Annotated in this window: 25 protein-coding genes; 9 read left to right on the plus strand and 16 right to left on the minus strand. The window is 72.4% G+C overall.

What is annotated here, in order from left to right; all coding sequences use genetic code 11:
* Positions 1–23: 23 nt before the first annotated feature.
* Genes AC3EN4_RS01910 through pdxH form a run of 4 tightly spaced genes read right to left on the minus strand, consistent with a single transcriptional unit; the run spans position 24 to position 3,498 of the window.
* Positions 24–626, minus strand: a complete 603-nt coding sequence (locus tag AC3EN4_RS01910; protein ID WP_435204230.1) for a nitroreductase family protein — start codon at positions 624–626, stop codon at positions 24–26.
* The gene (locus AC3EN4_RS01915) at positions 626–1,555 is read right to left on the minus strand and encodes an aldose 1-epimerase family protein (protein WP_435204231.1); all 930 of its coding nucleotides are present in this window, start codon (positions 1,553–1,555) and stop codon (positions 626–628) included. Before AC3EN4_RS01915 ends, AC3EN4_RS01910 begins: the two co-directional genes overlap by 1 nt.
* 18 nt (positions 1,556–1,573) lie before the next feature.
* Positions 1,574–2,872, minus strand: a complete 1,299-nt coding sequence (locus AC3EN4_RS01920; protein WP_435204232.1) for an MFS transporter — start codon at positions 2,870–2,872, stop codon at positions 1,574–1,576.
* Entirely contained in the window at positions 2,869–3,498 is a 630-nt protein-coding gene (pdxH, locus tag AC3EN4_RS01925) for a pyridoxamine 5'-phosphate oxidase (RefSeq protein ID WP_435204386.1), read from the minus strand. The genes AC3EN4_RS01920 and pdxH overlap by 4 nt, the downstream gene beginning before the upstream one ends.
* Positions 3,499–3,778: 280 nt before the next feature.
* Here pdxH and AC3EN4_RS01930 point away from each other — a divergent pair, with 280 nt between their 5' ends.
* The 3 genes from AC3EN4_RS01930 (at position 3,779) to sepH (ending at position 7,483) form a co-directional block, all read left to right on the plus strand.
* Positions 3,779–4,885 carry a citrate synthase 2 gene (locus tag AC3EN4_RS01930; protein ID WP_088986659.1) on the plus strand — a complete coding sequence of 369 codons (1,107 nt, stop codon included), beginning with the start codon at positions 3,779–3,781 and terminating at the stop codon, positions 4,883–4,885.
* Between the two features lie 202 nt (positions 4,886–5,087).
* Positions 5,088–6,215 (plus strand): phosphoserine transaminase, encoded by a 1,128-nt coding sequence (serC, locus tag AC3EN4_RS01935; RefSeq protein ID WP_422737972.1) that lies wholly within the window; start codon positions 5,088–5,090, stop codon positions 6,213–6,215.
* A 185-nt stretch (positions 6,216–6,400) separates the two neighbouring features.
* Complete coding sequence (sepH, locus tag AC3EN4_RS01940) at positions 6,401–7,483, plus strand: septation protein SepH (protein ID WP_422737971.1); 1,083 nt, start codon at positions 6,401–6,403, stop codon at positions 7,481–7,483.
* Between the two features lie 97 nt (positions 7,484–7,580).
* Here the strand turns inward: sepH and thpR are convergent, their stop codons facing one another.
* The 5 genes from thpR to AC3EN4_RS01965 all read right to left on the minus strand — a co-directional run bounded on the left by thpR (position 7,581) and on the right by AC3EN4_RS01965 (position 12,204).
* On the minus strand, positions 7,581–8,159 hold the full coding sequence (gene thpR, locus AC3EN4_RS01945) for an RNA 2',3'-cyclic phosphodiesterase (protein ID WP_435204233.1): 579 nt from the start codon (positions 8,157–8,159) through the stop codon (positions 7,581–7,583).
* A gap of 11 nt (positions 8,160–8,170) precedes the next feature.
* Positions 8,171–8,680: a hypothetical protein gene (locus AC3EN4_RS01950; protein WP_422737967.1), complete on the minus strand. Its 510-nt coding sequence runs from the start codon at positions 8,678–8,680 to the stop codon at positions 8,171–8,173.
* A 120-nt stretch (positions 8,681–8,800) separates the two neighbouring features.
* Positions 8,801–10,084: an MFS transporter gene (locus tag AC3EN4_RS01955; RefSeq protein ID WP_435204234.1), complete on the minus strand. Its 1,284-nt coding sequence runs from the start codon at positions 10,082–10,084 to the stop codon at positions 8,801–8,803.
* A gap of 73 nt (positions 10,085–10,157) precedes the next feature.
* Positions 10,158–10,607: a MarR family winged helix-turn-helix transcriptional regulator gene (locus tag AC3EN4_RS01960; protein WP_435204235.1), complete on the minus strand. Its 450-nt coding sequence runs from the start codon at positions 10,605–10,607 to the stop codon at positions 10,158–10,160.
* A gap of 118 nt (positions 10,608–10,725) precedes the next feature.
* Entirely contained in the window at positions 10,726–12,204 is a 1,479-nt protein-coding gene (locus AC3EN4_RS01965) for an NCS2 family permease (RefSeq protein ID WP_422737964.1), read from the minus strand.
* An 88-nt stretch (positions 12,205–12,292) separates the two neighbouring features.
* Here AC3EN4_RS01965 and AC3EN4_RS01970 point away from each other — a divergent pair, with 88 nt between their 5' ends.
* Positions 12,293–12,541, plus strand: a complete 249-nt coding sequence (locus tag AC3EN4_RS01970; RefSeq protein WP_422737963.1) for a DUF2530 domain-containing protein — start codon at positions 12,293–12,295, stop codon at positions 12,539–12,541.
* A gap of 30 nt (positions 12,542–12,571) precedes the next feature.
* On the opposite strand, the gene AC3EN4_RS01975 is transcribed toward AC3EN4_RS01970, so the two are convergent.
* Complete coding sequence (locus tag AC3EN4_RS01975) at positions 12,572–13,411, minus strand: DUF3027 domain-containing protein (RefSeq protein WP_435204236.1); 840 nt, start codon at positions 13,409–13,411, stop codon at positions 12,572–12,574.
* A gap of 89 nt (positions 13,412–13,500) precedes the next feature.
* Between AC3EN4_RS01975 and AC3EN4_RS01980 the strand changes: the two genes are divergently transcribed.
* On the plus strand, positions 13,501–15,117 hold the full coding sequence (locus AC3EN4_RS01980; RefSeq protein WP_435204237.1) for an MFS transporter: 1,617 nt from the start codon (positions 13,501–13,503) through the stop codon (positions 15,115–15,117).
* Complete coding sequence (locus AC3EN4_RS01985) at positions 15,114–15,764, plus strand: futalosine hydrolase (RefSeq protein WP_435204238.1); 651 nt, start codon at positions 15,114–15,116, stop codon at positions 15,762–15,764. Before AC3EN4_RS01980 ends, AC3EN4_RS01985 begins: the two co-directional genes overlap by 4 nt.
* Here AC3EN4_RS01985 and AC3EN4_RS01990 read toward each other — a convergent pair.
* Positions 15,727–16,692: a GNAT family N-acetyltransferase gene (locus tag AC3EN4_RS01990; RefSeq protein ID WP_435204239.1), complete on the minus strand. Its 966-nt coding sequence runs from the start codon at positions 16,690–16,692 to the stop codon at positions 15,727–15,729. The genes AC3EN4_RS01985 and AC3EN4_RS01990 overlap by 38 nt on opposite strands.
* Before the next feature lie 665 nt (positions 16,693–17,357).
* Between AC3EN4_RS01990 and AC3EN4_RS01995 the strand changes: the two genes are divergently transcribed.
* Entirely contained in the window at positions 17,358–18,206 is an 849-nt protein-coding gene (locus AC3EN4_RS01995) for a 1,4-dihydroxy-6-naphtoate synthase (RefSeq protein WP_422737958.1), read from the plus strand.
* Here AC3EN4_RS01995 and AC3EN4_RS02000 read toward each other — a convergent pair.
* Positions 18,167–18,553 (minus strand): cold-shock protein, encoded by a 387-nt coding sequence (locus AC3EN4_RS02000; RefSeq protein WP_088986676.1) that lies wholly within the window; start codon positions 18,551–18,553, stop codon positions 18,167–18,169. The two genes, AC3EN4_RS01995 and AC3EN4_RS02000, sit on opposite strands and share 40 nt — an antisense overlap.
* A gap of 27 nt (positions 18,554–18,580) precedes the next feature.
* The gene (locus AC3EN4_RS02005; RefSeq protein ID WP_435204240.1) at positions 18,581–19,204 is read right to left on the minus strand and encodes an HAD family hydrolase; all 624 of its coding nucleotides are present in this window, start codon (positions 19,202–19,204) and stop codon (positions 18,581–18,583) included.
* 84 nt (positions 19,205–19,288) lie between these two features.
* Here AC3EN4_RS02005 and AC3EN4_RS02010 point away from each other — a divergent pair, with 84 nt between their 5' ends.
* Entirely contained in the window at positions 19,289–21,772 is a 2,484-nt protein-coding gene (locus AC3EN4_RS02010) for a helicase-associated domain-containing protein (protein ID WP_435204241.1), read from the plus strand.
* Positions 21,773–21,799: 27 nt separating this feature from the next.
* On the opposite strand, the gene AC3EN4_RS02015 is transcribed toward AC3EN4_RS02010, so the two are convergent.
* Both AC3EN4_RS02015 and AC3EN4_RS02020 read right to left on the minus strand, forming a co-directional pair.
* A complete protein-coding gene (locus tag AC3EN4_RS02015; RefSeq protein ID WP_435204242.1) occupies positions 21,800–22,036 on the minus strand; it encodes a hypothetical protein in 237 nt (78 codons plus the stop codon).
* A 96-nt stretch (positions 22,037–22,132) separates the two neighbouring features.
* Positions 22,133–23,011: a L,D-transpeptidase family protein gene (locus AC3EN4_RS02020; RefSeq protein ID WP_435204243.1), complete on the minus strand. Its 879-nt coding sequence runs from the start codon at positions 23,009–23,011 to the stop codon at positions 22,133–22,135.
* Between the two features lie 164 nt (positions 23,012–23,175).
* Between AC3EN4_RS02020 and AC3EN4_RS02025 the strand changes: the two genes are divergently transcribed.
* Positions 23,176–24,855 (plus strand): DNA repair helicase XPB, encoded by a 1,680-nt coding sequence (locus AC3EN4_RS02025; RefSeq protein WP_435204244.1) that lies wholly within the window; start codon positions 23,176–23,178, stop codon positions 24,853–24,855.
* Between the two features lie 110 nt (positions 24,856–24,965).
* On the opposite strand, the gene AC3EN4_RS02030 is transcribed toward AC3EN4_RS02025, so the two are convergent.
* Entirely contained in the window at positions 24,966–25,538 is a 573-nt protein-coding gene (locus tag AC3EN4_RS02030) for a TetR/AcrR family transcriptional regulator (RefSeq protein ID WP_435204245.1), read from the minus strand.
* Positions 25,539–25,553 lie beyond the last annotated feature (15 nt).

The following is a 25,553-nucleotide window of genomic DNA, read 5'->3' on the forward strand; positions in this document are numbered from 1 at the left end:
ACCGGACGAACGGGACGGCGCGCTCAACTCCACCGGCCGCGCCGCACCACCTCGTCGATTCCACGACGACCACGACGCAACGACGGTGACCGATGGTCGGGTGCCCGGTAACCGATTGTGACGGCACCGATGGGCTGGTACTCCGCCGGCACACCGAAACTCTCCCGGTACGCGGCCAGCCGCTGCGGCGGGATCCCGAAGAAGCACGCCCCCAGCCCCTCGTCCACCGCGGTCAGCAGCATGAGCAGCGCGGCGAAGCCGGTGTCGACGTACCAGTAGGGCACCGGCCAGCGGTCCGTCGACCGGTCGGTCCAGCCCTTGTCGGGCTCCGCGTACCGGGTCAGGTAGGCGGACTCGTTGGCGTGCGGCACCACGATGAGCGGCGCGCGGCGCATACCCGCCAGCCAGCGCTCCCGTCCTCCACCGTCCGGCGTGGTGGCCGCCCAGAACCGCTCCCGGTCGGCCGCCTCCTCCAGCACCAGGAATCCCCAGCCCTGGGCGAAGCCGGCCGACGGGGCGCGTACGGCGTGGTCGAGCAGCCGGTCCACCACGTCGGGCGGGACCGGACGGTCCGGGTCGTAGTTGCGGACCATCCGCCGACGGCGGACGACCTCGGCGAACTCCATCAGGCCCCGGGACGGATGCCCCAGGCACCCCGCCAGGTCGTGCCGGGCTTGAGCGCGAGCACGTCCCGGCCCGACCGGAACGCGTCCGGCGGGCAGGTCATCGGCTCGATCGCCACCGACCGGCGGTGCCGCTCGCCGGTGAGGGCGTCACCGGTGAAGACCTGCCACCAGCCGAATTCCGCGTCCGCCCAGATGCTCACCCCGGATGCGGAGTCCGGTGCCGCCAGGCTCACCGAGGAGCCGCCGTCCGCGTCCCGGATGACCTCGCCGAAGCACAGGTCCAGCGTGGCGTCGCCGATCCGGCGCGGGCTGGTCCAGTCGTACTCGGTGCCGGTCACCGGCGTCACCCCGACCGGGAGCAACCGGCCGTCCACCATGACCCGGGTACGCGTCGGCAGCCGCATGACCAGGTCGTCCACGGCGACACCGGGCAGTTGCAGGTACGGGTGCACGGAGAAGCCGAACGGGGCCACCTCGGTGCCGACGTTCGTCACCTCGTGCTCGGCCCGCAGCCCGTCCGCGCTCACGCTCCACCGGCTGACCAACCGCAGCGGCCACTCGTAACCGGGCTGCGGCGGCAGGTCGTAGCCGAGGGTCACCGCGTCCGGGGACTGCTCCAACAGTCGCCACGGCACCCAGTTGACCAGGCCGTGGATGGCGACGTGCCGCTCCGGCTCGGTCAGCGCGAGCTGGTGCGTGCGGTCGCCGTACGCGTAGCGCCCGTCCCGGATCCGGTTCGGCCAGGGCGCGAGCACCTGGCCGGCACAGCCGGGGCAGACCTCGTCGACATCGTACCCGTCGACCAGGTCGACGCCGTCGTGCCGGTACGTCCGCAGTCCGCCGCCCACCTCGACGATGACGGCCTCGTGGCCCGCGGCGGCGATGGTCCACTGTGCGCCGGAGAAGGGGCGCTGGTCGGGGCTTTCCATGCCGGCGACCCTAACCGGTCACGGCCGGTCGCCGCTCGACGCCGTGGTCGCCCGGTAGCGCAGCAACGCCGGGAAGGCGACCGCGAGCACCACCACGAGGACCGCCGAGGCGAGTCCACCGGCGACCCAGGCCACCCCGCCGCCGAACCCGGCCGCCATGGTGCCGGCCCGCAGGTCACCGAGGCGCGGCCCACCGGCCACCACCACCGTGTTGACGCCCTGGAGTCGTCCGCGCATACGGTCCGGCGCGTACACCAGCAGCATGGACTGGCGCAGCACGGCGCTGACCAGGTCGGCGGCGCCGGCCACGGCGAGCAGCAGGACCATCAGCCAGAGCTGCTGGGCCAGTCCGGCGGCGGCGATCGCAATGCCCCAACCGACCACCGCGACGACCAGGCCGACCCCCTGCCGCCGCAGCCGACCGATCCACCCGGAGGTCAGCCCGCCGATCATGGACCCGATCGCGATGGCGCTGTAGAGCAGGCCGACCGAGCCGCCCCCGCCGAACCGCTCGTTGGCGATCTCCGGGAACAGGGCCCTCGGCATGGCCAGGATCATCGCGATCAGGTCCACGCCGAAGGAGAGCAGCAGCACGGGCGTGGTGGCCAGGTACCGGAAGCCGTCGATGACGCTGGCCAGGCCGGCCCGGCGGACCTGACCGTCGGCGCTCGGTTCGGGCGGCAGCGCCGGCAGGCGCAGCGCCGCCCAGAGCATCGCGGTGAACAGCACCGCGTCCAACCCGTACGCGATGGGCAGCGCCACCCGGGTGTCCGACGAGGTGGAGAGGATGAGGCCGGCGGCGAGCGGGCCGGCGACCGACGCGGCGGTGAAGGTCGTGTAGTTGAGGGTGCTGGCGGCCGGCACCAGGTTGTCCGGGACCAGCCGGGGCAGCATGGCGCTGCGGGCCGGCGAGGTGATCGCGAACGCCACCGACTGCACCGCCATCAACACCAGCAGCAGCACCGGGCTGCCCACGTCCAGCAGCGCCTGGACCAGCAGCCCGAGGGTGGATGCCCAGAGCAACAATGAGCCGCCGAGCAGCACGGCACGGCGGTCGCGGGCGTCGGCGACCGCGCCACCCCAGAGCCCGAAGACCAGCAGGGGTACGAACGCGGCCACACCCAGCAGACCGACCCAGAACGAGTCCCGGGTGAGCGCGTACATCTCGACCGGGACCGCGACGGCGGTGAACTGGAAGCCGAACATCGCCACGGTGTTGCCGAGCCACAACCGCCGGTACGCCGGGACGCGCAGCGGGCGGACGTCGATCGCCCAGCGGCGCGCTCCGCGCGACCGCGCCTCCTGCACACCGGTCACGGCGCCAGCCGCTCGACGATCCAGTCGCCCTCGTCGACGCGACGAAAACGCAGGCGGTCGTGCAGCCGGCCGGCCCGGCCCTGCCAGAACTCCACCGAGTCCGGCCGGACCCGCAGGCCGCCCCAGTGCGGCGGCGGCGGGATGGTGCTCTCGTCGGCGTACCGCTCGGCCACCTCCCGGTAGCGCTCCTCCAGCGTGGCCCGGTCCGGCACCACTGACGACTGCGGGCTGGCCCACGCGCCCACCTGCGAACCGCGCGGCCGACTGGCGAAGTACGACTCGGTCACCGCCGGGTCGACCGGGGCGATCGAGCCCGCGATCACCACCTGCCGCTGCATCGGAAACCACGGAAAGACCAGGCTGGCGTACGGGTTCTCGGTCGCCTCGACGCCCTTGCGGGACAGGTGGTTGGTGAAGAAGACGAAGCCGTCCGGGTCGTACCCCTTGAGCAGCACCGTCCGCCCACTCGGCCGGCCGGCGGCGTCGGCAGTGCCCACCACCATGGCATTGGGTTCGGGCAGCCCGTGAGCCACCGCGTCGGCGAACCACCTGTCGAACTGGGTGTACCAGTCGGCGGCCAGGTCAGCCTCGGTCAGGCCCAGGTCCGCGGCGTACTCGTTACGCATCGCGGCCGGGGTCGGTGTGTCGCCCGTCACGTACCCACTCCTTCTCGGCGTGCCGACCGGCGCCCTCCCGCGCTGGCCAGACCGCTGCGCCCAGTCTCACCGACCGGCGCGGAGAATGCGCGCCCGGAGATGTCGCGTGCAGCACAGTCGCACTGGGTCGCGTATCCGGTTACACAGCAGGCAAGATGTTCCGAACACATCCCTGAGGGTCGCCTAAGGCGCTCGGCCGACCGGGCCGGATCAGCTGATCGGGCGTACCGACCAGATCCAGGAGAGCGACATGGCCGACTTCAAACCCGGTCTGGAGGGCGTCGTCGCCTTCGAGACCGAGATCGCCGAACCAGACCGCGAGGGTGGCGCGCTGCGCTATCGCGGGGTCGACATCGAGGATCTGATCGGCCAGGTCTCGTTCGGCAACGTCTGGGCGCTGCTCGTCGACGGCCGCTTCGGGCCGGGCCTGCCGCCGGCGGAGCCGTTCCCGGTGCCGGTGCACTCCGGCGACATCCGGGTCGACGTGCAGTCGGCGGTCGCCATGCTGGCCCCGTACTGGGGTCTCAACCAGCTGCTGGACATCTCCGACGAGCAGGCCCGCGAGGACCTGGCCCGGGTGTCGGTGACCGCGCTCTCCTTCGTCGCCCAGTCGGCTCGCGGTCTCGGCCTGCCGGCGGTGCCGCAGAAGGAGATCGACAAGGCGCAGACCATCGTCGAGCGGTTCATGAAGCGCTGGCGGGGTGAGCCGGACCCGCGGCACGTCAAGGCCGTCGACGCGTACTTCATCTCGGCCGCCGAGCACGGCCTGAACGCCTCCACCTTCACCGCCCGCATCGTCGCCTCCACCGGCGCCGACGCGGCGGCCTGCATCTCGTCGGGCATCGGCGCCCTCTCCGGCCCGCTGCACGGCGGCGCGCCCTCGCGCGTGCTGAGCATGCTGGAGGCCGTGGAGCGCAGCGGCGACGCCGAGGGGTACGTCAAGGGCGTCCTGGACCGCGGCGAGCGGCTGATGGGCTTCGGCCACCGCGTCTACCGGGCCGAGGACCCGCGCGCCCGCGTGCTCCGGCGCACCGCCAAGGAGCTGGGCGCGCCGCGCTTCGAGATCGCCGAGGCGCTGGAGAAGGCCGCCCTCGCCGAGCTGCAGGCCCGCCGCCCGGACCGGGTGCTCGCCACCAACGTCGAGTTCTGGTCGGCCGTGGTACTGGACTTCGCCGAGGTACCGGCGCACATGTTCACGTCGATGTTCACCTGCGCGCGGATGGGCGGTTGGAGCGCGCACATCCTGGAGCAGAAGCGCCTCCAGCGGCTGGTCCGGCCGTCCGCCCGCTACGTGGGTCCGGAGACCCGCAAGCCGTCCGACGTCGAGGGCTGGGGCGCCGTCCCGCACGGCGTCTGAGCTGCTCACGGGGGCCCCGGTCCGACGTACGACGTCGGGTCGGGGCCCTTGTGCGTGCGGGCCCGCCCGGGAACGGCGGTGTGGCGAAGGACTCAGACCGCCGGTCGGGACCCCGGCCGTCGCCGCCGACCCAGGGTGCGAGGATGAGGGCCGGCAGTGTCGCCGGGCCCGCCCTCGCCCTTGCGGAAGGATCTTCAGAACCGTGGCTGACGCACCGATCATCCGGATTCCCGACGAGATCAAGCCCGCCGACGGCCGTTTCGGCTGCGGCCCGTCCAAGGTCCGTCCGGCGGCCGTGTCCGCGCTCGCCGAGGTGGCGACCAGCTACCTGGGTACGTCGCACCGGCAGAAGACGGTCCGCGACCAGGTGGCCCGGCTGCGCTCCGGCATCGCCGAGTTCTTCTCCCTGCCCGAGGGCTACGAGGTCGTGATCGGCAACGGCGGCACCACGGCGTTCTGGGAGGTCGCCACCTTCGGCCTGGTCCGTGACCGGGCCCAGTTCGCCAGCTTCGGCGAGTTCGGCGCGAAGTTCGCCAAGTCGGTCAAGGACGCCCCGTTCCTGGGCGAGCCCACCGTCCGCAAGGCCGACGCGGGCAGCGCGCCGAGCCTGGTCGCCGAGGCCGGCGTGGACGTGTACGCGACCCCGCAGAACGAGACCTCGACCGGCGTGGCCGTGCCGATCAGCCGGGTGGCCGGCGCGGACGAGGGTTCGCTGCTCCTGGTCGACGCCACCTCCGGCGCGGGTGGCCTGGAGGTCAACGTCGGCGAGACCGACGTCTACTACTTCGCGCCGCAGAAGTGCTTCGGCTCGGACGGCGGCCTCTGGCTGGCCCTGATGTCGCCGGCCGCGCTGGACCGGGCGGCCGAGATCAAGGCGTCCGGCCGGTACATCCCGGCATTCCTCGACCTGGTCACCGCGATCGACAACTCGCGGCTCGAGCAGACGTACAACACCCCGGCGCTGGCCACCATCTTCCTGGCCGCCGAGCAGACCGACTGGATGAACGCGCAGGGCGGCCTGGCCTGGGCGGCGAAGCGCACGGCGGAGAGCGCCGCCACGGTGTACGGCTGGGCGGAGCGGTCCACGGTGGCCACCCCGTTCGTCACCGACCCGGCGCTGCGGTCCAACGTGGTCGCGACCATCGACTTCGCCGACGGGGTGGACGCCACCGCGATCGCCAAGGCGCTGCGCGCCAACGGCATCGTCGACACCGAGCCGTACCGAAAGCTCGGCCGCAACCAGTTGCGGGTGGCGCTGTTCCCGGCCGTCGAGCCGGCCGACGTCGAGGCGCTGACCGCGTCCATCGACTACGTGGTCGAACGCCTCTGAGCTTCGTCACGGTGGGTGTCCGTCGGAGCCCCGATGGACACCCACCGTGATCATTGCCGCAGCTCAGTCACGACTTGCGGGGTGTCGCTTCCCCCACCCTGAGACAGATGCGCGTACGGTGGTCCGAGACGCCTGGGTGGCCGACTCGTGGCGTGCGGCCAGCGAAGCGGGACGGAGGCAACGTTATGCGCCCAGTACGCTTCGTCGCCCTCTCCGAGGACGGCCATGCTCTGGTTCTCGCCGACGAGGTCGGGCGGCTGCTCGCCCTCCCCATCGACGAGCGGATCGCCGGTGCGCTGCACGCGGAGCCCGGCGCGACGCCGCTCGCGGTGGCGCCGACCGCCGCCGATCCCGTTCCGTCCCTGTCTCCTCGGGACATCCAGGCCCGCATCCGTTCGGGTGAGTCGGCCGAGGACGTCGCCCGGATCGCCGGGGTGCCGGTCGACCGGGTCCTGCGCTACGCCGGGCCGGTGTTGCAGGAGCGGGCCATGCTCGCCCAGCACGCCCGCCGCACCCGGCTCAAGGGCGCGGAGAAGCCCACCCCGCTGGCCGAGGTGGTCAACGGTCGGCTGAGCCAGCACGGGATCGACACCGAGAAGATCTCCTGGGACGCGTACCGGCGCGACGACGGCACCTGGCGGATCATCGCCACCTGGCCGTCGGGCAAGGCCACCGCCCAGGCCATCTGGGATCTCGACAAGACCCGGCAGGCGGTCACCCCGCACGACGACATGGCGCAATATCTGTGCGCCGAGCGGCCCACGCCGATCCTCGGCCAGGAGCCGGCGCCGGAGCGGAGCGGCCACGGCCTGCCCGGTCCGTCGCGTGGTGAGCCGAGTCGGGGCGGGCACGGGCTGCCGGCGGCGTCCGAGCACCCGCGCCCGGGCCGTGATCCGATCCGCGCCGGCCGGGACGCCCTGCTCGCCTCGCTGGACCGTCCACTCGGGTCCTCGTCGGGTCGCGGGCTCGAACCGCGTACCCCGGCTGCTCTTGCCGGTCCGGACGCGCCCCGGCAGCGGCCGGTCGGCGGCGGCGCTGCCGCGCTGCTCGGCGGCGGCCAGGGGTCGGCCTTCGACGACGACTCGGACGCGCCCAAGGAGGTCCCAGCCGTGCCGTCGCTGGCGGTGCTGCGGCCCCGGCGGACCGGTACGGCCGCGGCGGCGGCCGGCGGCGAGACCACCGAGGCCGGCGGCAAGCCGCGTAAGCGCCTGCCGAGCTGGGACGACGTGCTCTTCGGCAGCGGCCCGGCCGCCCGCGAGTCCTCCTGACGTTCCGCGGGGCGGTCGCTGCGTGATCGACTCGGGTTCACGGAAGTCGGGCTGTCAGCGCCCGCAAAACACCCCGACTTCCAAGAACCCGAGTGGATCACAGGGCCCAGGTAGCCACGCGTTCGTAGCGGGGCCCAGCTCGCTGCTGACTACGCATCAGCAGCACCTCCGTCGCCGGCCACTCCGGTCCCGCGTACTCGTTCAGATCGGTACGGTCGGCTTCGACGGCGGCCGGGTCCATCCGGTCGCCGGGCCGGGCCACGGTCAGGTGCGGCCGGAACGGCTTCTCGTCGTACGGCAGCCCGGCCACGCGCAGCCGCTCCCGGACGAGTCGGGCCAGTTCGTGCAGCGGCTCGACGTCGCCCCGGGCGTCCACCCAGAGCACCATGCGCCGGCCGTCGCCGAACACGCCACCACCGCCGAGACGCAGCCGGGGCGGCGCTTCGAGACCGGCTCGGAACCGGTCGGCGGCGAGCCCGAGCGCACTCTCCACGTCGACCAGCCGGACGGTCTCGACGTCGCCGAGGAACGCCAGGGTGAGGTGCAGGTCCGCCGGGTCGACGAGCCGCACCCGGGCGCCGGCGGCGGCCGCCGCGCCGACCCGCAGCCGCGCGATCTGCGCGCCGAGGTGGTTGACCGCCTCGACGGGCGGACAGACCGCCACGAAGAGCCGCATCCAGGGGCCGGTCAGCGGTGCCGTTGCCGGTGCCCGGCCCGGGCGGCGGGCAGGGCCAGGCCGGCGGCGTGCAGTACGCCCTCGACGCGTACCCGCTCGATCTCCTGGTCCACGCCGGTCAGCTCGGCCAGGTGCTCGGCGATCCCGAGGGCACGGCAGGCCAGCCGGAGCCGGTCGTCGTACGCCTGGACCACCGCGCCGTGCCAGACCATCGGCCGGCCGATGCCGCCGAGCCGCTGACCGCCGAGGCGGCGCAGGTCGGCGGCGAGCTGTTCCAGGGGACGACGGTCGGCCCGATCGAACTCGCTGAGGTCGATGTCCCGGGTCAGCGCGTCGGCCTCGATGGCCCGGTCGAGGCGGGCGATCGTTCGTCGTTCCCGCCGGCCCTCACGCCACTCGGCGAAGCCGCAGACCACCCGGTCGAGGATCTCGTCGTAGCAGAAGAGCAGGGCGAACACCGCCGGGACACTGGCCACGGCGAGGAACGCCAGGGCCAGCATCAGCGCGCGTCCGACTCCCACATATCGACGCTAAGCCCCGTCGTGCCACCTCGCCAGCGATTTGGCCGCATCCGCGCCATCCGTCGATCGGGACCCGCGCCCGGGCCCCCGAGCCGATCGGCGGGGGCCCGAGCGGGCGGGTCAGCAGTCGGTGGAGGTGACGTAGAAGCGCGGCATGGGCAGCACCCGGAAGCGCAGTCGCGCACCCGAGCGGCGCAGTTGCCAGGTGAGCGCGATCAACGCGGTGGCCAGCGAGATCAGCCCACCCATCCAGATGCTCGCACCGGCGCCGAAGTGCTCGGCCACCCAGCCGATCAGCGGTGCGCCGACGGGGTTGGTACCCAGGAACACCAGCACCCACAGGGCCATCACCCGTCCCCGGAACGCGGCGTCCACGCCCAGCTGGACCCGCTGGTTGGCGGCCTGCGCGAAGAACACCATGAAGAAGCCGGTGGGCACCAGCAGCGCCACGACCAGCCAGTACGTCGACGCGAAGCCGACCAGGGTGCCGAAGCTGGCACAGCCGACCGCCGCGCCGAGCACCAGCCACACCGACGGGCGGCTACGCCGGCCGGTGCCGCTCAGAGCCCCGCCCAGCGCGCCGACGGCGAGAGCGGTGCTGAACAGGCCGAAGGAGGCGGCACCGGTGTTGAACACCGTCTTGGCCAGCGCGGCCAGGGTGAGCTGGAAGTTGAACAGCGACATGCCGATCACCGACATCACCGCCATCGGCAGCAGCAGGTCCGGCCGCCGCCACACGTACCGCAGCCCGTCGACGACCTTCGCGGACGCCCGCTCGTCACGCGGCGGGAGCGCGTCACGCTGAAGTTCGGCGGTCCGCATCCGGACCACGTTGACCAGCGGCGCGATGGAGCTGACGGCGGTGAACAGGAAGACCGGGCCCACGTCGAACGCGGCGATCGCCAGACCGGCGACTGCCGGACCGACGATCCGGGCGGAGTTGAACACGGCGGCGTTCAGCGACAGCGCGTTGGGCAGCAGCGGGGTGCCGACCAGTTCGGAGACGAACGCCTGGCGGACCGGCGTCTCCACGGCGTTGGCCACACCGAGCAGCGCGGCGAAGGCGAAGACGTGCCAGAGCCGCACCAGGTCGGTGAGGACCAGCAGCGACATGACGAGCGCCAGCACGGTCCAGAAGGTGTTCGCGGCGAACAGCAGGACCCGCTTGTCGTACCGGTCGGCGAGGCGACCGGAGAAGAGGGTGAGCAGCAGCACCGGCGTGAACTGACAGGCGGTGACCACGCCGAGCGCGGTGGCCGAGTTGTCGGAGAGCTCGAGGACGAGCCAGTCCTGGGCGATGAACATCATCCAGACGCCGATCAGTTTGATCAGTTGCCCGGATGCGAAAAGGCGGTAGTTGCGGACCTGTAGGGACTGGAACATCGTGCTCAGCTTGGCCTGCACTCTCGGTGCGCCTCCTCAAGGACGTACGCGTCATCGACAGGTGACGGCACGGCCCGGTGGCGCGGGCGCGAGCTCAGGCGCGAGCGAGCTGCTGGAGAATCTCGGCGGCCCGGTGCAGGGTCGCCCGTTCGTCCTCGTCGAGCGCGGCCAGCCGGTGGGCCAGCCATTCGTCGCGGGCCCGCTCGAACTGGTCGAGCACGGCCTGCCCTCCTTCGGTCGCCGCGAGGATGACCTGCCGGCCGTCGGTCGGGTGGGGGGTCCGTTGCACGAGGCCACGGTCCTCCAACTTCGCGACGATCTTGGTCATCGTCGGTGGCTGCACCCGTTCGATCTCGGCCAGTTCCCGGGGCGTCATCGCGCCCGCCAGCCGCAGGCTGGTGAGCGCGGAGACCTGGGTGACCGTGAGGTCGCCGACCGGCCGGGCCCGTCGGACCCTCCGGTTGAGTCGGGTGATCGCATCTCGCAGCTGGGGAGCCAGCTGCGCCGGTGGCACGCGTTCCGCCGTCACCGTCCGCTCCGTCACGTTAGTTAGCTTAACTAATGAGCCTGGCTAACGACATCCGTTATGACCAGGCTCACGGGGATGTTTGTGCTGTTCCGGGCGGGGAATCACCCTCGACCCCCCGCCCGGACGACGCCGATCAGAGCACCAGCGACTCGATGGGCCCGCGCAGGAAGTACAGCACGAAGAGCGCGGCCACCCCGTACAGCAGCGGGTGGATCTCCCGGGCCTTACCCCGGGCCAGCTTGACCACCACGAAGGTGATCAGGCCGGCGCCGATCCCGTTCGAGATCGAGTAGGTGAACGGCATCAGCACGATGGTGAGGAACGCGGGGATGGCGATCTCGTAGTCCGACCAGTCGATCGTCCGTACCGCGGTCATCATCAGGAAGCCGACCACCACCAGCGCCGTCGAGGCCGCCTCGAACGGCACGATCACCACCAGCGGCGCCAGGAACATCGCCAGCAGGAAGAGCGCGCCGGTGACCAGGTTGGCCACGCCGGTCCGGGCACCCTCCGCGACGCCTGCGGCGCTCTCGATGTACGACGTGTTGCTCGACGTGCTGGCCGCACCGCCGGCCGCCGCCGCGATCGAGTCGACCAGCAGGATCTCCTTGGCCTTCGGCGGGGTGCCCTTCTCGTCCAGCAGGCCACCCTCCTGGCCGACCGCCACCATCGTGCCCATGGTGTCGAAGAAGTCCGTGATGAGCAGCGTGAAGATGAACATCAGGACGACCACCCAGCCGGCCCGGCCCCACGAGTCGAGCACGTTGAACTTGCCGAGCAGCGACAGGTCCGGCACGTCGACGACCGTCTTGGGCAGCTCCGGCACGTTCAGCGCCCAGCCCTTCGGGTTGGGCTTGCCGTCGACGAACGACGGGCCGATGTTGCCGATCGCCTCCACGATCACCGCCAGCACGGTGGACGCGAGGATGCCGATCAGGATCGCGCCCCGCACCCGACGGACCACGAGCACCAGGGTGAGCAGCAGGCCCACCACGAAGACCAGCAGCGGCCAGCTCACCAGCTTGCCGCCGACGCCCAGGCCGACCGGGACAGTGGTGTTGGCGGCGTCCGGGAGGCGCCGGACGAAGCCGGCGTCCACCAGGCCGATGATGGTCAGGAAGAGGCCGATGCCGACGCCGATCGCCGTCTTCATCTGGGTGGGCACCGACCGGAACACCGCGGTACGCAGTCCGGTCAGCACCAGCACCGCGATGATCACACCCTCGATCACCACCAGGCCCATCGCGTCGGCCCAGGTCATCTCGGGAGCGATCTCGTACGCCACCAGGGCGTTGACGCCCAGACCGGCGGCGAGCGCCAGCGGGAACCGGCCGACGACGCCCATCAGGATGGTCATCAGGCCGGCGACCAGCGCGGTCGCGGCGGCCAGTGCCGGAATCGGGAGAGTCTTGTTGTCACCGTCGACGGCGCCACCGAGGATCAGCGGGTTGAGCACGACGATGTACGCCATCGTGAAGAAGGTCGCCAGGCCACCGCGTACCTCACGACTCAACGTCGAGCCGCGGGCGGAGATCTCGAAGAACCGGTCGAAACCGTTACGCGGTTGAGCGGGATTGGGAGGTGTGTCGTTCTCGGGCGGCGCTACTGCCATGAGGACCTCACAGGTGATCTTCCGGTTGTCGCGCGCATCGTCCCAGATCGCCGGCGGGCAGGGGAAGTGGATCGCGTACGCTGGCGCAATGCCGAACGACCAGCCACCGCGCCCCGCGCCGCTGGACCCGCCGATGGTGCCGTTCGCCGTCGCCGGTCTGATCGCGTGGGCGGTCGTCGGCCTGGTGCTGCTGGTGTTCTTCCGGGGCTGGCTCACCGAGCACCACCACGAGAACTGGCTCTGGACCTGCCTGGCCGGTTTCCTGTGGGGCTTCCCCGGCCTCGCCGTCATGCTGCGTCACGACGCCAACCGACGTCGACGCCGGGCGGCTAACTGAGCACACCGGCCCGTCGCCGGTACGAACCCCTCAGGAGTGCCCGTACGGCTCCGCCGGCTCCCCCGCCTCGACCGAACCCGGCGCCCGGCTGACCGACATGGCCTCCACCGCGCTGTCGTCGTACACCGTTGGCAGGTCCTCGACCGCGGTCTCGGCGGCCTCGATCAGCGTCTCGGAGTGCGCGCCGCAGCCATGGTCGGCGCTGACCACCCGACCGTCGTCGGGCGCGTAGAAGTTGCCGCACGCGCCGAACGCCTGCCGCATCGCCCCGGCCAACGGAAGGTAGAAGCCACAGGTGCCGCAGCGGGCGGCGGCCGGGGCGGCGGTGGAGATGGCCGCCGTCGGGCCGTGGTCACCGTCGTACCAGCGCTGCGCCGCGTCGGCCCGACCTTCCCGGGAGAGCACCCGGGCGCGACCGAGACCCAACTCCCAGGCCGTCTCCTCGACCGCCGGGTCGTCGGAGAGCAGGTAACCGGGGGCCAGCCGCTCGTCCTCCGGGGCGGTCGGCAGCAGGTCACCCGGGCCGAGGTCACCGGGCTTGAGCCGTTCCTGCCAGGGCAGCCAGCCGGGCGCGAGCAGCGCGTCCGGGCCGGGCAGCAGCACCGTCTCGCAGATCGTCACCGTACGGCTGCGCGGGACGCGGGTGACGCTGACCGCCCACCGCCAACCGCGGTAGCCGGCGAGGCGGCACTCGAAGTAGTGCGTGACCAGCCGTTCGCCCTCGGCCACGACCTGCAGGTGGTCGCCGACGTCGTCGGCGTCCACCTCGGTGATGCCGGCGCGGGCCACCTCGACGGCGGCGGCGCAGACCTGGTCGAGACGGGCGGCACGGGTGGAGGCGGGCCTGGTCACCTCACCATTGTTCCCCATGCTCCCCGCAGGGGTGACAGGGACTCCCGGGGAACCTTTCGCCGCGACTGATGCGGCACACCTGGGTCGGATGGGCGAGGATGGTGCACATGCCGCCGTACTCCCACTCCGGGCGATCCCTCCTCGGGCGGACCGTCGGCACCGGCATTCGAGCCATCCGTCTGCTCCTGCGCGGTTCGGTGGGCAGCGGCCGCTGGGTGACCCGGCGGGCCGGTCACGCCCGGGCTCGGGGCGCCGGGGGCGAGGTCGGCATGGTCCGGCTGTTCGACCTGCACGCCGTCTCCTGCGCCGGCGACACCCTGATCGCCATCGGCCTGGCCGGGACGATCTTCTTCAACGTGCCGCTGGGTGAGGCCCGCAGCAAGGTCGCCCTCTACCTGCTGGTGACCATGGTGCCGTTCGCGATGCTCGCCCCCGTGGTGGGCCCGCTGCTGGACCACTTCCGGCACGGCCGGCGGTACGCGTTGGCCGCCACCATGCTCGGCCGGGCGTTCCTGGCCTGGCTGATCTCCGACTACATCCACGGCTTCGGGCTCTATCCGGCCGCGTTCGGTGTGCTGGCACTGTCGCGCGCCTACGGCGTGGCCCGCTCGGCGGCGGTACCCCGGCTGTTGCCGGAAGGGCTGGGCCTCTCCCAGGTGGGTGCCCGGGCCAGCGTCTACGGGACGGTGGCGGGAGCGTTGGTGGCCCCGATCGGGCTGGCCGCCTTCTGGTTCGGGCCGCAGTGGCCGCTGCGCGTCGCATCGGTGATCTTCCTGATCGGCATGGTGATCTCGCTGCGGCTGCCGCCGAAGGCGGACTCGGAGCCGCCCGAGCGCGTCCCCCGCGCGCTGCGCGCCCTGGGCCGCCGCCAGGACCGGCCGCTGGGCCGGGGCCGTCCGGCCGGACGGCTGGTGATCGCCACCCTGATCGGCGCCGCGACCCTGCGTGCGGCGTACGGCTTCCTGCTGCTCTTCCTCGCCTTCGCCATCAAGAAGGGCGACCTGACCACCGACGTGTTCGGGCGTGACCTGGGCGCGGAGTGGGCGCTGGGGTTGGTCGGCGGCGCGTTGGCCGTGGGCAGCTTCCTGGCGACCGCCGTCGGCACCCGGTTGCGCATCCACCGGCCGACCGCGATCCAGTCCAGCAGCATGATCATCGTGGCGGGGGTGGCGGTGCTCGCCGTCATCCAGTTCTCGCTGCTGATGGTCGCCCTGCTCTGCCTGGTCACCGCGCTGGTCAGCGGAGTGGCCAAACTCGCCGTGGACGCCTCGATCCAGGAGCGCATCCCGGAGCGGCTGCGGGCCAGCTCGTTCGCCCATTCGGAGACGGTGCTCATGCTCGCCTTCGTCGCGGGCGGCGGGCTCGGGCTGGTGCCGTTCGCCGGCCGGACCGGCATCGCGGTCGCCGCTGGGGTGGGCGTCGTGGCCGCCGTCCGGGGCGTGCTGGTCGCCGCCCGGCTGCGCGCCGAGAAGCTGGTCGGCCGGCCGCTGGGCGACGACGAACTGGCCGAGGACGAGCCGACGGTCGAGCCCCAGGACGTCGCGCCCGAGGACGTCGCGCCCACCTCGCCGGCGCCGGCCCAGGCCGCCGCACCGCAGCGGCACGACGAACCGGGGCTCGCCCCGCCGGGCTACCACATCTACCGGCCCTCGTCGTCGGTCGGCGGCCCGGGCGGCGGCGCGGACGACGAAACCCGGCGTGAATCCCCCGGCTCGCTGTCGTGACCGGTCTGCTGGTGGTGACCGCGGTTCCGGCCGAGGCGGACGCGGTCCGCGCCGGACTGACCGCCGAGGCTGTCACGATCGCCCCGGTCGGGGTGGGCCCGGCCGTAGCGGGTGCCGCCACCGCACGTCTGCTGGCGCTGGCCGAGGCAGCCGGTCGCCCGTACCGTGCGGTGGTCAGCGCCGGCGTGGCCGGCGGCTTCACCGGGCGCGCGGCCGTCGGCGACACCGTGCTCGGCACCGCGAGCATCGCCGCCGACCTGGGCGCCGACTCACCGGACGGCTTCATCGGCATCGAGGATCTCGGCATGCCGCCCGCGCTGCTCGGCGGCGGCAGCGTCGTCCCGGCCGACCCAACCCTGCTGGCCACGCTGCGGGCCGCCCTGCCCACGGCCGCCACCGGCCCGGTGCTCACGGTCAGCACCGTCACCGGCACCGCCGCCGGCACCGAGGAGCTACGCCGCCGGCATCCGGAGGCGGTGGCCGAGGCCATGGAGGGGTACGGGGTAGCCGTCGCCGCCGCGCAGGCCGGAGTGCCCTTCGCCGAGCTACGCACCATCTCCAACCCGATCGGCCCACGCGACCGCGACGCCTGGCGGCTGCGTGAGGCCCTCACCGCCCTGACGAAGGCGGCCTCGGCGCTGGGCTGACCGTGGGCGCACTCTGGACGTCGAGCATCAGCGCCGACGGTCTGCTCGCACGCAGTTCGAATCCGCAGGCAAGGAGAAATTCGACGGCGCCAAACTCGGCGACCGCGTGGACTGTGCGGATGTGGGCCCGCGCCACCTCCGTCGCCAACAGCTCGACCAGTCGTCGGCCGATGCCAAGGAATCGCAGGTCCGGAGCGACGACAAGACCCTCGAGCACCACCTCACGCCGGTCGCCCAGATCCTCGCCGAGGAGGAGGTCGATGCTCCGCTCGTGAGCCCGCAGCTCGCCCACCGGCCCGGCATCGGGCACCTCGGCGAGAAACCGCCAGGACGTGGCCGGTAGGTCTTCACACGCGCGCCGGAAGGTCACCCGCGCGCGTGCCTCCTGCCGCCACCGTCGCTTGTCCCGCTGAGCCCGGTCCAGGTCGTAGGTCAACTCGGGCACCCGCAAGGGCCACGATCGTTGCGGCAGTGTGTACGAGTGCGCCCACCACGCACCCGGCCAGTCCTTGAGGGTCCGCACCCGGCGGACGTCGAGGTGCGCCGGATACCGACGGTCGGCCTCGTCCCGTGGCTCGTCGACGGGCATGCCCAGCGGCACACCGCCCGAGTCGGCGAACGTGGCGCCCGGCGGCTCGCCGTGCAGCCGGATCGCCACCTCACCCCCTGCCGCCCCAACGAGCCGCGCCACCGTGCGAAACGCCGGCTCGCCACCCCGCCCCGCCTCGATCCGCGCCAGTGTGCTCTTCGGGACTCCGGCCCGATCGGCCAACTCCCGTTGGCTCAAATCTGCACGTCGACGAAGATCACGCAGCACCGCCCCCACGTCGATCGCATCCCCTCCGGCACCCACCCGTTCATGGTTTTCCGCACGGCGAGCGTCGTCAACAGCGTCCCCTCCACCTGTGGATAACCATGTGGACAACACGCTTGGGCTGTGGGTATCCCTGCGGTGTTCGGCCCCTGTCGAGCTGCCCCAGAAGTGGGGCGCGCCCATCGCCCGAAGGGCGGTACACCCGGATCGCCACCGCCATCACCGCTCCCACAGCCAATGCCACTGACCGCTCCCACAGCCAATGCCACTGACCGCTCCCACAGCCAATGCCACTGGCCGCTCCCACAGCCAATCCCACAGCCAGTGCCACTGGCCGCCGCCATCCTTGCGATACCCGAAGGCCGCCCACCACCGCTACCGCCACGATGAACAAGCGCCACCACGGCCGCCGTGACGACCCATCAAACGCCCCCACGACTGCCCCCGCTGTCGCCACGCGCCCCACATCTGGGGCAGCTCGACAGGCACCCACTCAACTACCCGGGCAACCTCACCGCCAGTGCCACGCCATCCCCGCCCCACATCCGGGGCAGCTCGACAGGCACCCACTCAACTACCCGGGCCACCCCCACCGCCGGTGCCACGCCATATCCGCCCCGCCCCATATCCGGGGCAGCTCGACACCGAGCGACGTGACCTCTCGGGCCCCCGGACAAGGCTGTCGGAGGGGCAGGAGTCGGTGCCGGCCTGGCTTGTCGCGGATCACCAGGCACGGGGGCGCACCGACCGTCCGCGCGGGCGGGGCTAACGTGAGGGGCGTGGCGCTCTCCCTGGCGATCTCGCCCTGCCCCAACGACACGTTCGTCTTCGACGCCCTGGTGCACGGACGGGTGCCCGGCGCGCCGCCGGTGGAGGTGACGTACGCCGACGTGGACGTCACCAACACGGCGGCCGAGCGGGGTGCGTTCGACCTGGTCAAGGTGAGCTACGCGGCGCTGCCCTGGTTGCTCGACGACTACCACCTGCTGCCCTGCGGCGGCGCGCTCGGTCGCGGGTGCGGACCGCTGGTGCTCACCCGGGGCGACCATGACGGCGGCCCGGACCGCGCCGACCTGACCGGCGCCACGGTGGCCGTGCCGGGCGACCGGACCACGGCGTACCTGCTGTTCCGGCTCTGGTCGGCCGGACGACCGCCGGCCCGGATCGAGGTTGTCCCGTTCCACGAGATCATGCCGGGGGTCGCGGCCGGCCGCTACGACGCGGGCCTGGTCATCCACGAGGCCCGGTTCACCTACCACCGGCACGGGTTGACCGCGCTGGTGGACCTCGGCGAGTGGTGGGAGGCCGACACCGGCCTGCCCATTCCCCTCGGCGCGATCCTGGCCCGCCGCGGCGCGGTCGACCCGGAGGCGGCGGCCGGCTGGATCCGCGAGTCGGTCCGGCAGGCCTGGGCGGACCCGACGGTCAGCCGGGAGTACGTCCTCGCGCACGCCCAGGAGATGGAACTCGACGTGGTGGACCGGCACATCGGTCTCTACGTCAACGAGTTCACGGCCGACCTGGGCGAGGCCGGCTTCGCCGCGGTGACGGCGCTCCTCGACCGCGCCGCCACCGCCGGGCTGGTGCCTCAGACCTCCAGCTCGCGCGCGACCGCATGGACCAGCTGAGCGATCTTCTGAGCGGTCTTCTTGTCCGGGTACCGGCCGCGACGCAGGTCCGGCTGGACCTTCGCCTCCAGCACCTTGATCATGTCTTCGACGAGGCCGTGCAACTCCTCTGCCGGCCGGCGCCGCAGCTCGGCCATCGACGGCGGCGCGTCCAGCAGTTTCACGCCCATGGCCTGCGCGCCGCGACGGCTGTCCACCACGCTGAAGTCGACCCGCTGACCACCCTTGAGGTCGGTGACGCCCGCCGGCAACGCGCCCTTGGGCAGGAACACGTCACCGCCCTCGTCGCTGGTGACGAAGCCGTATCCCTTGGCCGTGTCGTACCACTTCACTCGACCCGTAGGCACCTGAAAACCCCTGCTTCACTTGAGCCGCTACTGCTCCAAGGCTAGCTGGATCATGCCGTCGAGCGCCGCTGGGAATCCGGTGAGATCGTCCAGCACGACGCTCGCCCCCGCCGCTTGCAGCTCATCCGGGGAGCACGGGCCCGTCGCCACGGCGATTCCGGGCACCCCGGCGGTCCGCGCGGCGACCATGTCCGCCACATGATCGCCGACGTAGTGGGTCGCGTCGTGCTCCCGCAGGGCGGTCGCCTTCTGCTCGGCGAAGAGGTCACCGGCCAACTCGTCCACGACCAGGCCGAGATGGTCCAGGTGCAGCCGGGCCAGCCGGGCGATCTTGGAGGTGACGACCAGCACCCGGCCGCCCCGGGCCCGGATCGCGTCGATGGCCTCCCGCGCGCCGGGCATCGGGACCGTCGGGGTGATCGCGTACGCCGGGTACAGCTCGCGGTACAGCAGGACGGCCGATTCGACCTGCTCCGGTGGGAACCAGTGCGCGATCTCGGTGCGCAGCGGCGGGCCGAGGCGGGACACCGCCAGGTCGGCGTCGACCGGAACGCCGGTCTTCGCGGTCAACGCGCGGTAGGCCGCGGCGATGCCGGGGCGGGAGTCGACCAGGGTCATGTCGAGATCGAACCCGACGGTCAGTACGGACATGTCGAGAAACGTACCCGCCGATGCCCAACCGGCCGGACGTCCGAGGGGCGCGACGGCCCGGTACCGGGCTAGCGTGGAAAGACGATGACCACCTCACTCGCCGACCATCTGCGGTCGCTGCCCGACGAGTCACTGGCCGCACTCCTGCAACTGCGGCCGGACCTCGTCGTGCCCGTACCGGCCGACATCTCCGCCCTGGCCATCCGCGCCCAGTCCCGGGTCTCGGTGGCCCGCGCGCTGGACGGGCTGGACCAGTTCACGCTGCTGATCCTGGACGCCGGCCGCCTCACCCGGCACCCGGACGAGGGCACGACCGCCACCGACGCGATTCTCGCCATGGCGACCGCCGGGCCGCACCCGCCCGCGCCGACCGCGGTCCGGGCCGCCGTGGGCCGGCTCAGGGCGCTGTTCCTCCTGTACGGCCCCGAGCACGCCATGCACGTGGCGGCCGCCGTCGACGAGGTTTCCCCGTACCCCGCGGGGCTCGGTCGACCCGCCGCGGACCTGGACGTTCGCGCGGCCGCTCTCTGCGCGGACCCGGCGAAGTTGCGCCGGACGCTGCTCGCGGCGCCCCCGTCGGCCCGGGCGATCCTGGACCGGCTGGCGGCCGGTCCGCCGGTCGGCAGCGTGCCGCCCGGCGCGTTGCAGGCGCCGGCGATCGGCGCGCAGGACGCCGACCTCGCCGACCCGACCAACGGGGGCGCGCCCACCGGCTCGCCGGTGCGCTGGCTGGTCGACAACCGGCTGCTGGTGACCATCTCGGCCGGTTCGGCGACGGCCGGTGGCACCGTCGAACTGCCCCGCGAGGTCGGCCTCCTGCTGCGGCGCGACAGCGGTCCGCTCGGGCCGTTGCAGACCAGCCCGCCGTCGGTGGCGGCCGCTCCCCGCGAGCCCAAGATGGTCGACTCGGCCGGCGCCGGGCAGACCATGGAGGTGGTCCGGCACACCGAAGGGCTGCTGGAACAGCTCGCCGCCGAACCCGCCCCGGTGCTGCGCTCGGGTGGCATCGGTGTTCGTGACCTGCGCCGACTGGCACGTACCGCAGGTCTGGACGAGCCGACCACCGCGCTGCTGCTGGAGGTGGCGTACGCGGCGGGGCTCGCCGGTGAGATGGAGTTGCCCGGTTCGGCCACCGGTCGGTACGGGGCGGACCAGCAGGTGCTGCCGACCGGCGGGTACGAGGTGTGGCGGGCCGGATCGCTGGCCCAGCGGTGGGAGCACCTGGCCCGCGCCTGGCTGACGATGACGCGGCAGGTGGGGTTGGTCGGACGGCGTGACGACCGGGACCGGCCGATCACCGCGCTCTCCGCGGAGGCCGAGCGGGCCGGTGCGCCGGCCACCCGTCGGGCGGTGCTCGGGGTGCTCGCCGACCTGGAGCCCGCGACCGCACCCACCCCGGAGGAGTTGCAGGCGTTGCTGGACTGGCGGACGCCACGGCGCAGCCGGGGCCGGGAGGCCGCCCACCGGGAGGTGCTGGCCGAGGCGGCGCAGCTCGGCATGACCGGGCTGGGGGCGCTCACCTCGTACGGGCGGTTGTTGCTGGCCGAGCTGACGTCGGCCGACGACTCCGGCGGCGACCCGCTGGGGGTGCACGCGGACACCGAGAGTGGTGATCCGTCCAGTGCCGCGCGGGCGTTGGACGCGCTGCTGCCCGCCCCGGTCGACCACTTCCTGGTGCAGGCCGACCTGACCGTGGTGGTGCCCGGGCCGCCCGAACCGGCGCTCGCCGCCGAGTTGGAGGCGACGACCGAACTCGAGTCGGCCGGCGGGGCGAGTGTGCACCGGGTCACCACGGCGAGCGTCCGGCGGGCGTTGGACGCCGGTTATACGGCCGACGACCTGCACGAGTTGTTCCGTCGACGGTCACGCACCCCCGTACCGCAGGGCCTCAGCTACCTGGTGGACGACGTGGCCCGCAAGCACGGCGGGCTGCGGGCCGGCTCGGCCGGGGCGTACCTGCGCAGCGACGACGAGGCACTGCTCACCGAGGTGCTGGCCGACCGGCGGCTGGAGTCGTTGACGTTGCGCCGGCTCGCGCCCACGGTGTTGAGCACCCACTACCAGGTCAACCGGATGCTCACCGCGCTGCGGGACGCCGGGTACGCGCCGGTGCAGGAGGACGGCACAGGCAGCACGATGCTGACCCGGCCACGGGTTCGGCGCGCCCCGGCGCGGGTCACGGTGACCACGAGGACGTTGGACCCGCTGGCCGCCCCGAAGCTGCCGATGCCCCGGCTCCTCGGGGTGGTGGAGCACATCCGGCGCGGTGAGGCGGCGGCACGGGCGGCCCGTCGCGCTCCGGCGGTGGTCCGGGGTGGAGCCGCAGGGCTGGGCGGTGGTCCGGTGCCGGCGCACACGCACAGCGAGGCGCTCGCCGTGCTGCAACAGGCGGTCCGGGACCGGGCGCTGGTCTGGGTCGGGTACGTGGACGCCCACGGGGCGACCGCGTCCCGGCTGGTGAAGCCGGTCTCGATCGGGGCGGGCTACCTGCGCGCCGAGGACGAGCGGACCGAGATGCTGCACACCTTCGCGCTGCACCGGATCACCGCGGCGGTGCTGGCGGACTGAGGCAACTCCGTCTCTCCGGTGGTCGGCTCAGCGGCGGCTGCGCCGTACGGTGCCGACCACCGAGACGATCAGCAGGAGAGCGAAGCCGGCCCCGGCCGACTCGCCGACCGAGTCGACGAAGCCCTGTCGGAGCACCAACCACCCGAAGAGGAACCACCCGAAGAGCAGCGTCGCCGCGAAGGCGTACGCGAACACGGTCGCGCGGGACACCTCGTCGGGCGGCGCCTGTTCGTACTGTGCGACCACTTCACGGTCGACCGTCATATCCAGCCTCCCCGCCCGGTCCGGCCCTGGACTCCCAGCGTGACACTCCTGCGACCGGTGTGACAGGGGATAAACCCCGGAACCGGGGCGTGTCGCTCAGGTGCCGGGGCGGCGGCCGACCAGCACCACCCGGGTGCCGACCTTCCCCAGCTCCCACATCCGGACGGCGTCGGCGTGCAGGAGGTTGACGCAGCCGTGCGACCCGATCGACTTGTCGTGCAGGTAGGTGGTGGTCTCGTGGAAGCCCATGCCCTGGGTGAAGTGCTGCCAGTAGGGCAGCCACACCTCGTACGGGTCGGACCACTCCTTGGGGTTGCGGAAGTTGACCGTGTACGTGCCGGCGGGGGTGCGGTATCCGGACATCCCCGTACGGGTCACCGTCGGCGGCATGATCACCTTGCCGCCGCGCATCGCCCAGACGGTCTGCCGGGTCAGGTCCACGCAGAACGTGGTGCCGGTGCCGGCCTTGCAACGGCTGGTGTCGGTGGTGGCGAGGCGCTGGGCCACGTCGAGGGTGGTCGGTCCGGCGCGACCCTCGACGGGGCGAATGCCGTACCTCTTCTGGAACTTCTTGATGGCGGCGCAGTCGGCGGCGGACTGCCGCCCGTCGACCGTGACGGCCCCGAATCCGCCGAGGCGGGCGAGGTACGTCTCCACCGCGCGCTGGTGCTGACCCTGCGGGCAACCGCCCGCGGTCGTCGGTTTCGGCTTCGATCCGGTCGGCGTCGGCTTGGGCGTGGTCTTCTTCGGCGGTGGTGTGGTCGACCGTGGGGCGGGCGACGCCGGTGTGGGCCGGCCGTGCTGGGCCGGCCCGGACGTGCCGCTCGCCCCCGATGCCTGCTCCGCTGCCCCGACCGGGGCGGCTCCCCCGCCACCACTCCCGCCGGACCGCGGATCGAACGTGCACGCGCCGGTACCGACCAGCACGACCACCACCAGGGCAAACAGCCGGGAAGTGCGCCGGACACGCGTCATGGCACCTCCCCTGGACAGTCGTCCCTTCCCTAGACGTTCGTAAGTGCCGTCCTGGTTGCATCCGGTGAGCATCTTTCTTGGGACGTTCTCCGCCGTGCAACACTGGATGGTCGGCCTGCGGCGGAAGTCGCAGCCCGGCGGCCGACCGAGGAGAGGACGCTGGCGTGAGTGGTGGACCCCTGATCGTGCAGTCGGACAAGACGCTGCTGCTGGAGATCGACCACCCCGACGCGCAGTCCTGCCGGATGGCGATCGCACCCTTCGCCGAGTTGGAGCGGTCCCCTGAGCACGTGCACACGTACCGGCTGACCCCGCTCGGGCTGTGGAACGCCCGCGCGGCGGGGCACGACGCCGAGGGCGTGGTCGACTCGCTGATCAAGTACTCGCGCTACCCCGTGCCGCACGCGCTGCTGGTGGACGTGGCCGAGACGATGGACCGGTACGGCCGGCTCCAGCTCGCCAACGACCCCGCGCACGGGCTGGTGCTGCGGGCGCTCGACCGGCTGGTGCTGATCGAGGTGGCCAAGAGCAAGAAGCTCGCCGGCATGCTCGGCGACAAGATCGACGACGACACGATCCGGGTGCACCCGTCCGAGCGGGGCCGGCTCAAGCAGGCGCTGCTCAAGCTGGGCTGGCCGGCGGAGGACCTGGCCGGCTACGTGGACGGCGAGGCACACCCGATCGAGCTGGCGGAGGCCGGCAAGGACGGGCGCAAGCCGTGGACGCTGCGGTCGTACCAGCGCGAGGCCGTCGAGGCGTTCTGGGCCGGCGGGTCGGGCGTGGTGGTGCTGCCGTGCGGCGCGGGCAAGACCCTGGTCGGCGCGGCGGCGATGGCCGAGGCGAAGGCCACCACGCTGATCCTGGTCACCAACACGGTGGCCGGCCGGCAGTGGAAGCGCGAGCTGATCGCCCGTACGTCGCTGACCGAGGAGGAGATCGGCGAGTATTCGGGTGAGCGCAAGGAGATCCGCCCGGTCACCATCGCCACGTACCAGGTGCTCACCTCCCGAAAGGGTGGCGCGTTCACCCACCTGGACCTGTTCGGCGCCCGCGACTGGGGCCTGGTCGTCTACGACGAGGTGCACCTGCTGCCCGCGCCGATCTTCCGCTTCACGGCGGACCTCCAGGCCCGCCGTCGGCTGGGCCTGACGGCCACTCTGGTACGCGAGGACGGCCGCGAGGGCGACGTGTTCAGCCTGATCGGGCCGAAGCGGTACGACGCGCCGTGGAAGGACATCGAGTCGCAGGGCTGGATCGCCCCGGCCGAGTGTGTCGAGGTACGGGTGACGCTCACCGACGCGGAGCGGATGTCGTACGCGACGGCGGAGGCCGAGGAGCGCTACCGGATGGCGGCGACCGCGCGCACCAAGCTCCCCGTGGTCAAGGCCCTCGTCGACCGGCACCCGCAGGACCAGGTGTTGGTGATCGGCGCGTACATCGACCAGTTGCACCAGATCGGCGAGTACCTGGACGCGCCGATCGTGCAGGGCTCCACCACCAACAAGGAGCGGGAGCGGCTGTTCGACGCGTTCCGCACCGGCGAGCTGCGCACGTTGGTGATCTCCAAGGTCGGCAACTTCTCGATCGACCTGCCCGAGGCGGCGGTGGCGATCCAGGTGTCCGGCACGTTCGGGTCACGCCAGGAGGAGGCCCAGCGGCTGGGTCGGGTGCTGCGTCCGAAGGCCGACGGCCGGCAGGCGCACTTCTACACCGTGGTCTCCCGGGACACGATCGACACCGAGTACGCGGCACACCGGCAGCGCTTCCTCGCCGAGCAGGGGTACGCATACACGATCGTCGACGCCGACGACGTCCTCGGCCCGTCCCTGCCCTCCTTCGACTGACCCTTTGATCGACGCTTGCGCCGTTTGATCGACTCGACATCGCCGATGTGGGGGTATCCCCGCAGACTGATGCCCCCACATCGGCGAAACGGAGTCGATCAAGCCACCCCTCAGCGGGAGAAGCGGTCGACCAGCGCCGCGAGCCGGCGGTCGTGGCCTTCCCGGCGAAGGCGGCCGCTACGCATCAGCGTGACCAGACCGTGCAGGCCACTCCAGAACGTCTCGGTGACGACCTCGAGGTCACCGTCCCCGGCGAACGGTCGTACCGTCTCGGCCAGCTCGGCGAAGCCCCGGGCGAGGTCGGTCGGGACGTCCGGGCTGGCGAACGGCAGGTCCACGGTGAGGGTGAACATCGCGTCGTAGAGCGCGGGTCGCTGCTCGGCGAACCTGACGTACGCCGCCGCGACGTCGGCGACCGCCTGTCGCGGGTCGGCTGCCGAGGCGCGGGCGGACACCAGCGCGGTGGCCAGCTCGGCGAAGCCCTCGACGGCGACCGCCGCCATGATGGCGTCCTTGCCCTTGAAGTGGCTGTAGAGGACGGGCTGGCTGTACTCGATCTCGGCGGCGAGCCGCCGGGTGGTCACCGCGTCCCAGCCTTCCGCCAGGGCCAACTCGCGGGCGGCGGCGACGATGGCGCGTTCCCGCTCCGCCCGTTCGCGTTCCCGGCGTGTTTGCGTCGACATGACGTCATCCTAGCA

This window comes from Micromonospora sp. bgisy143 (assembly GCF_057708145.1).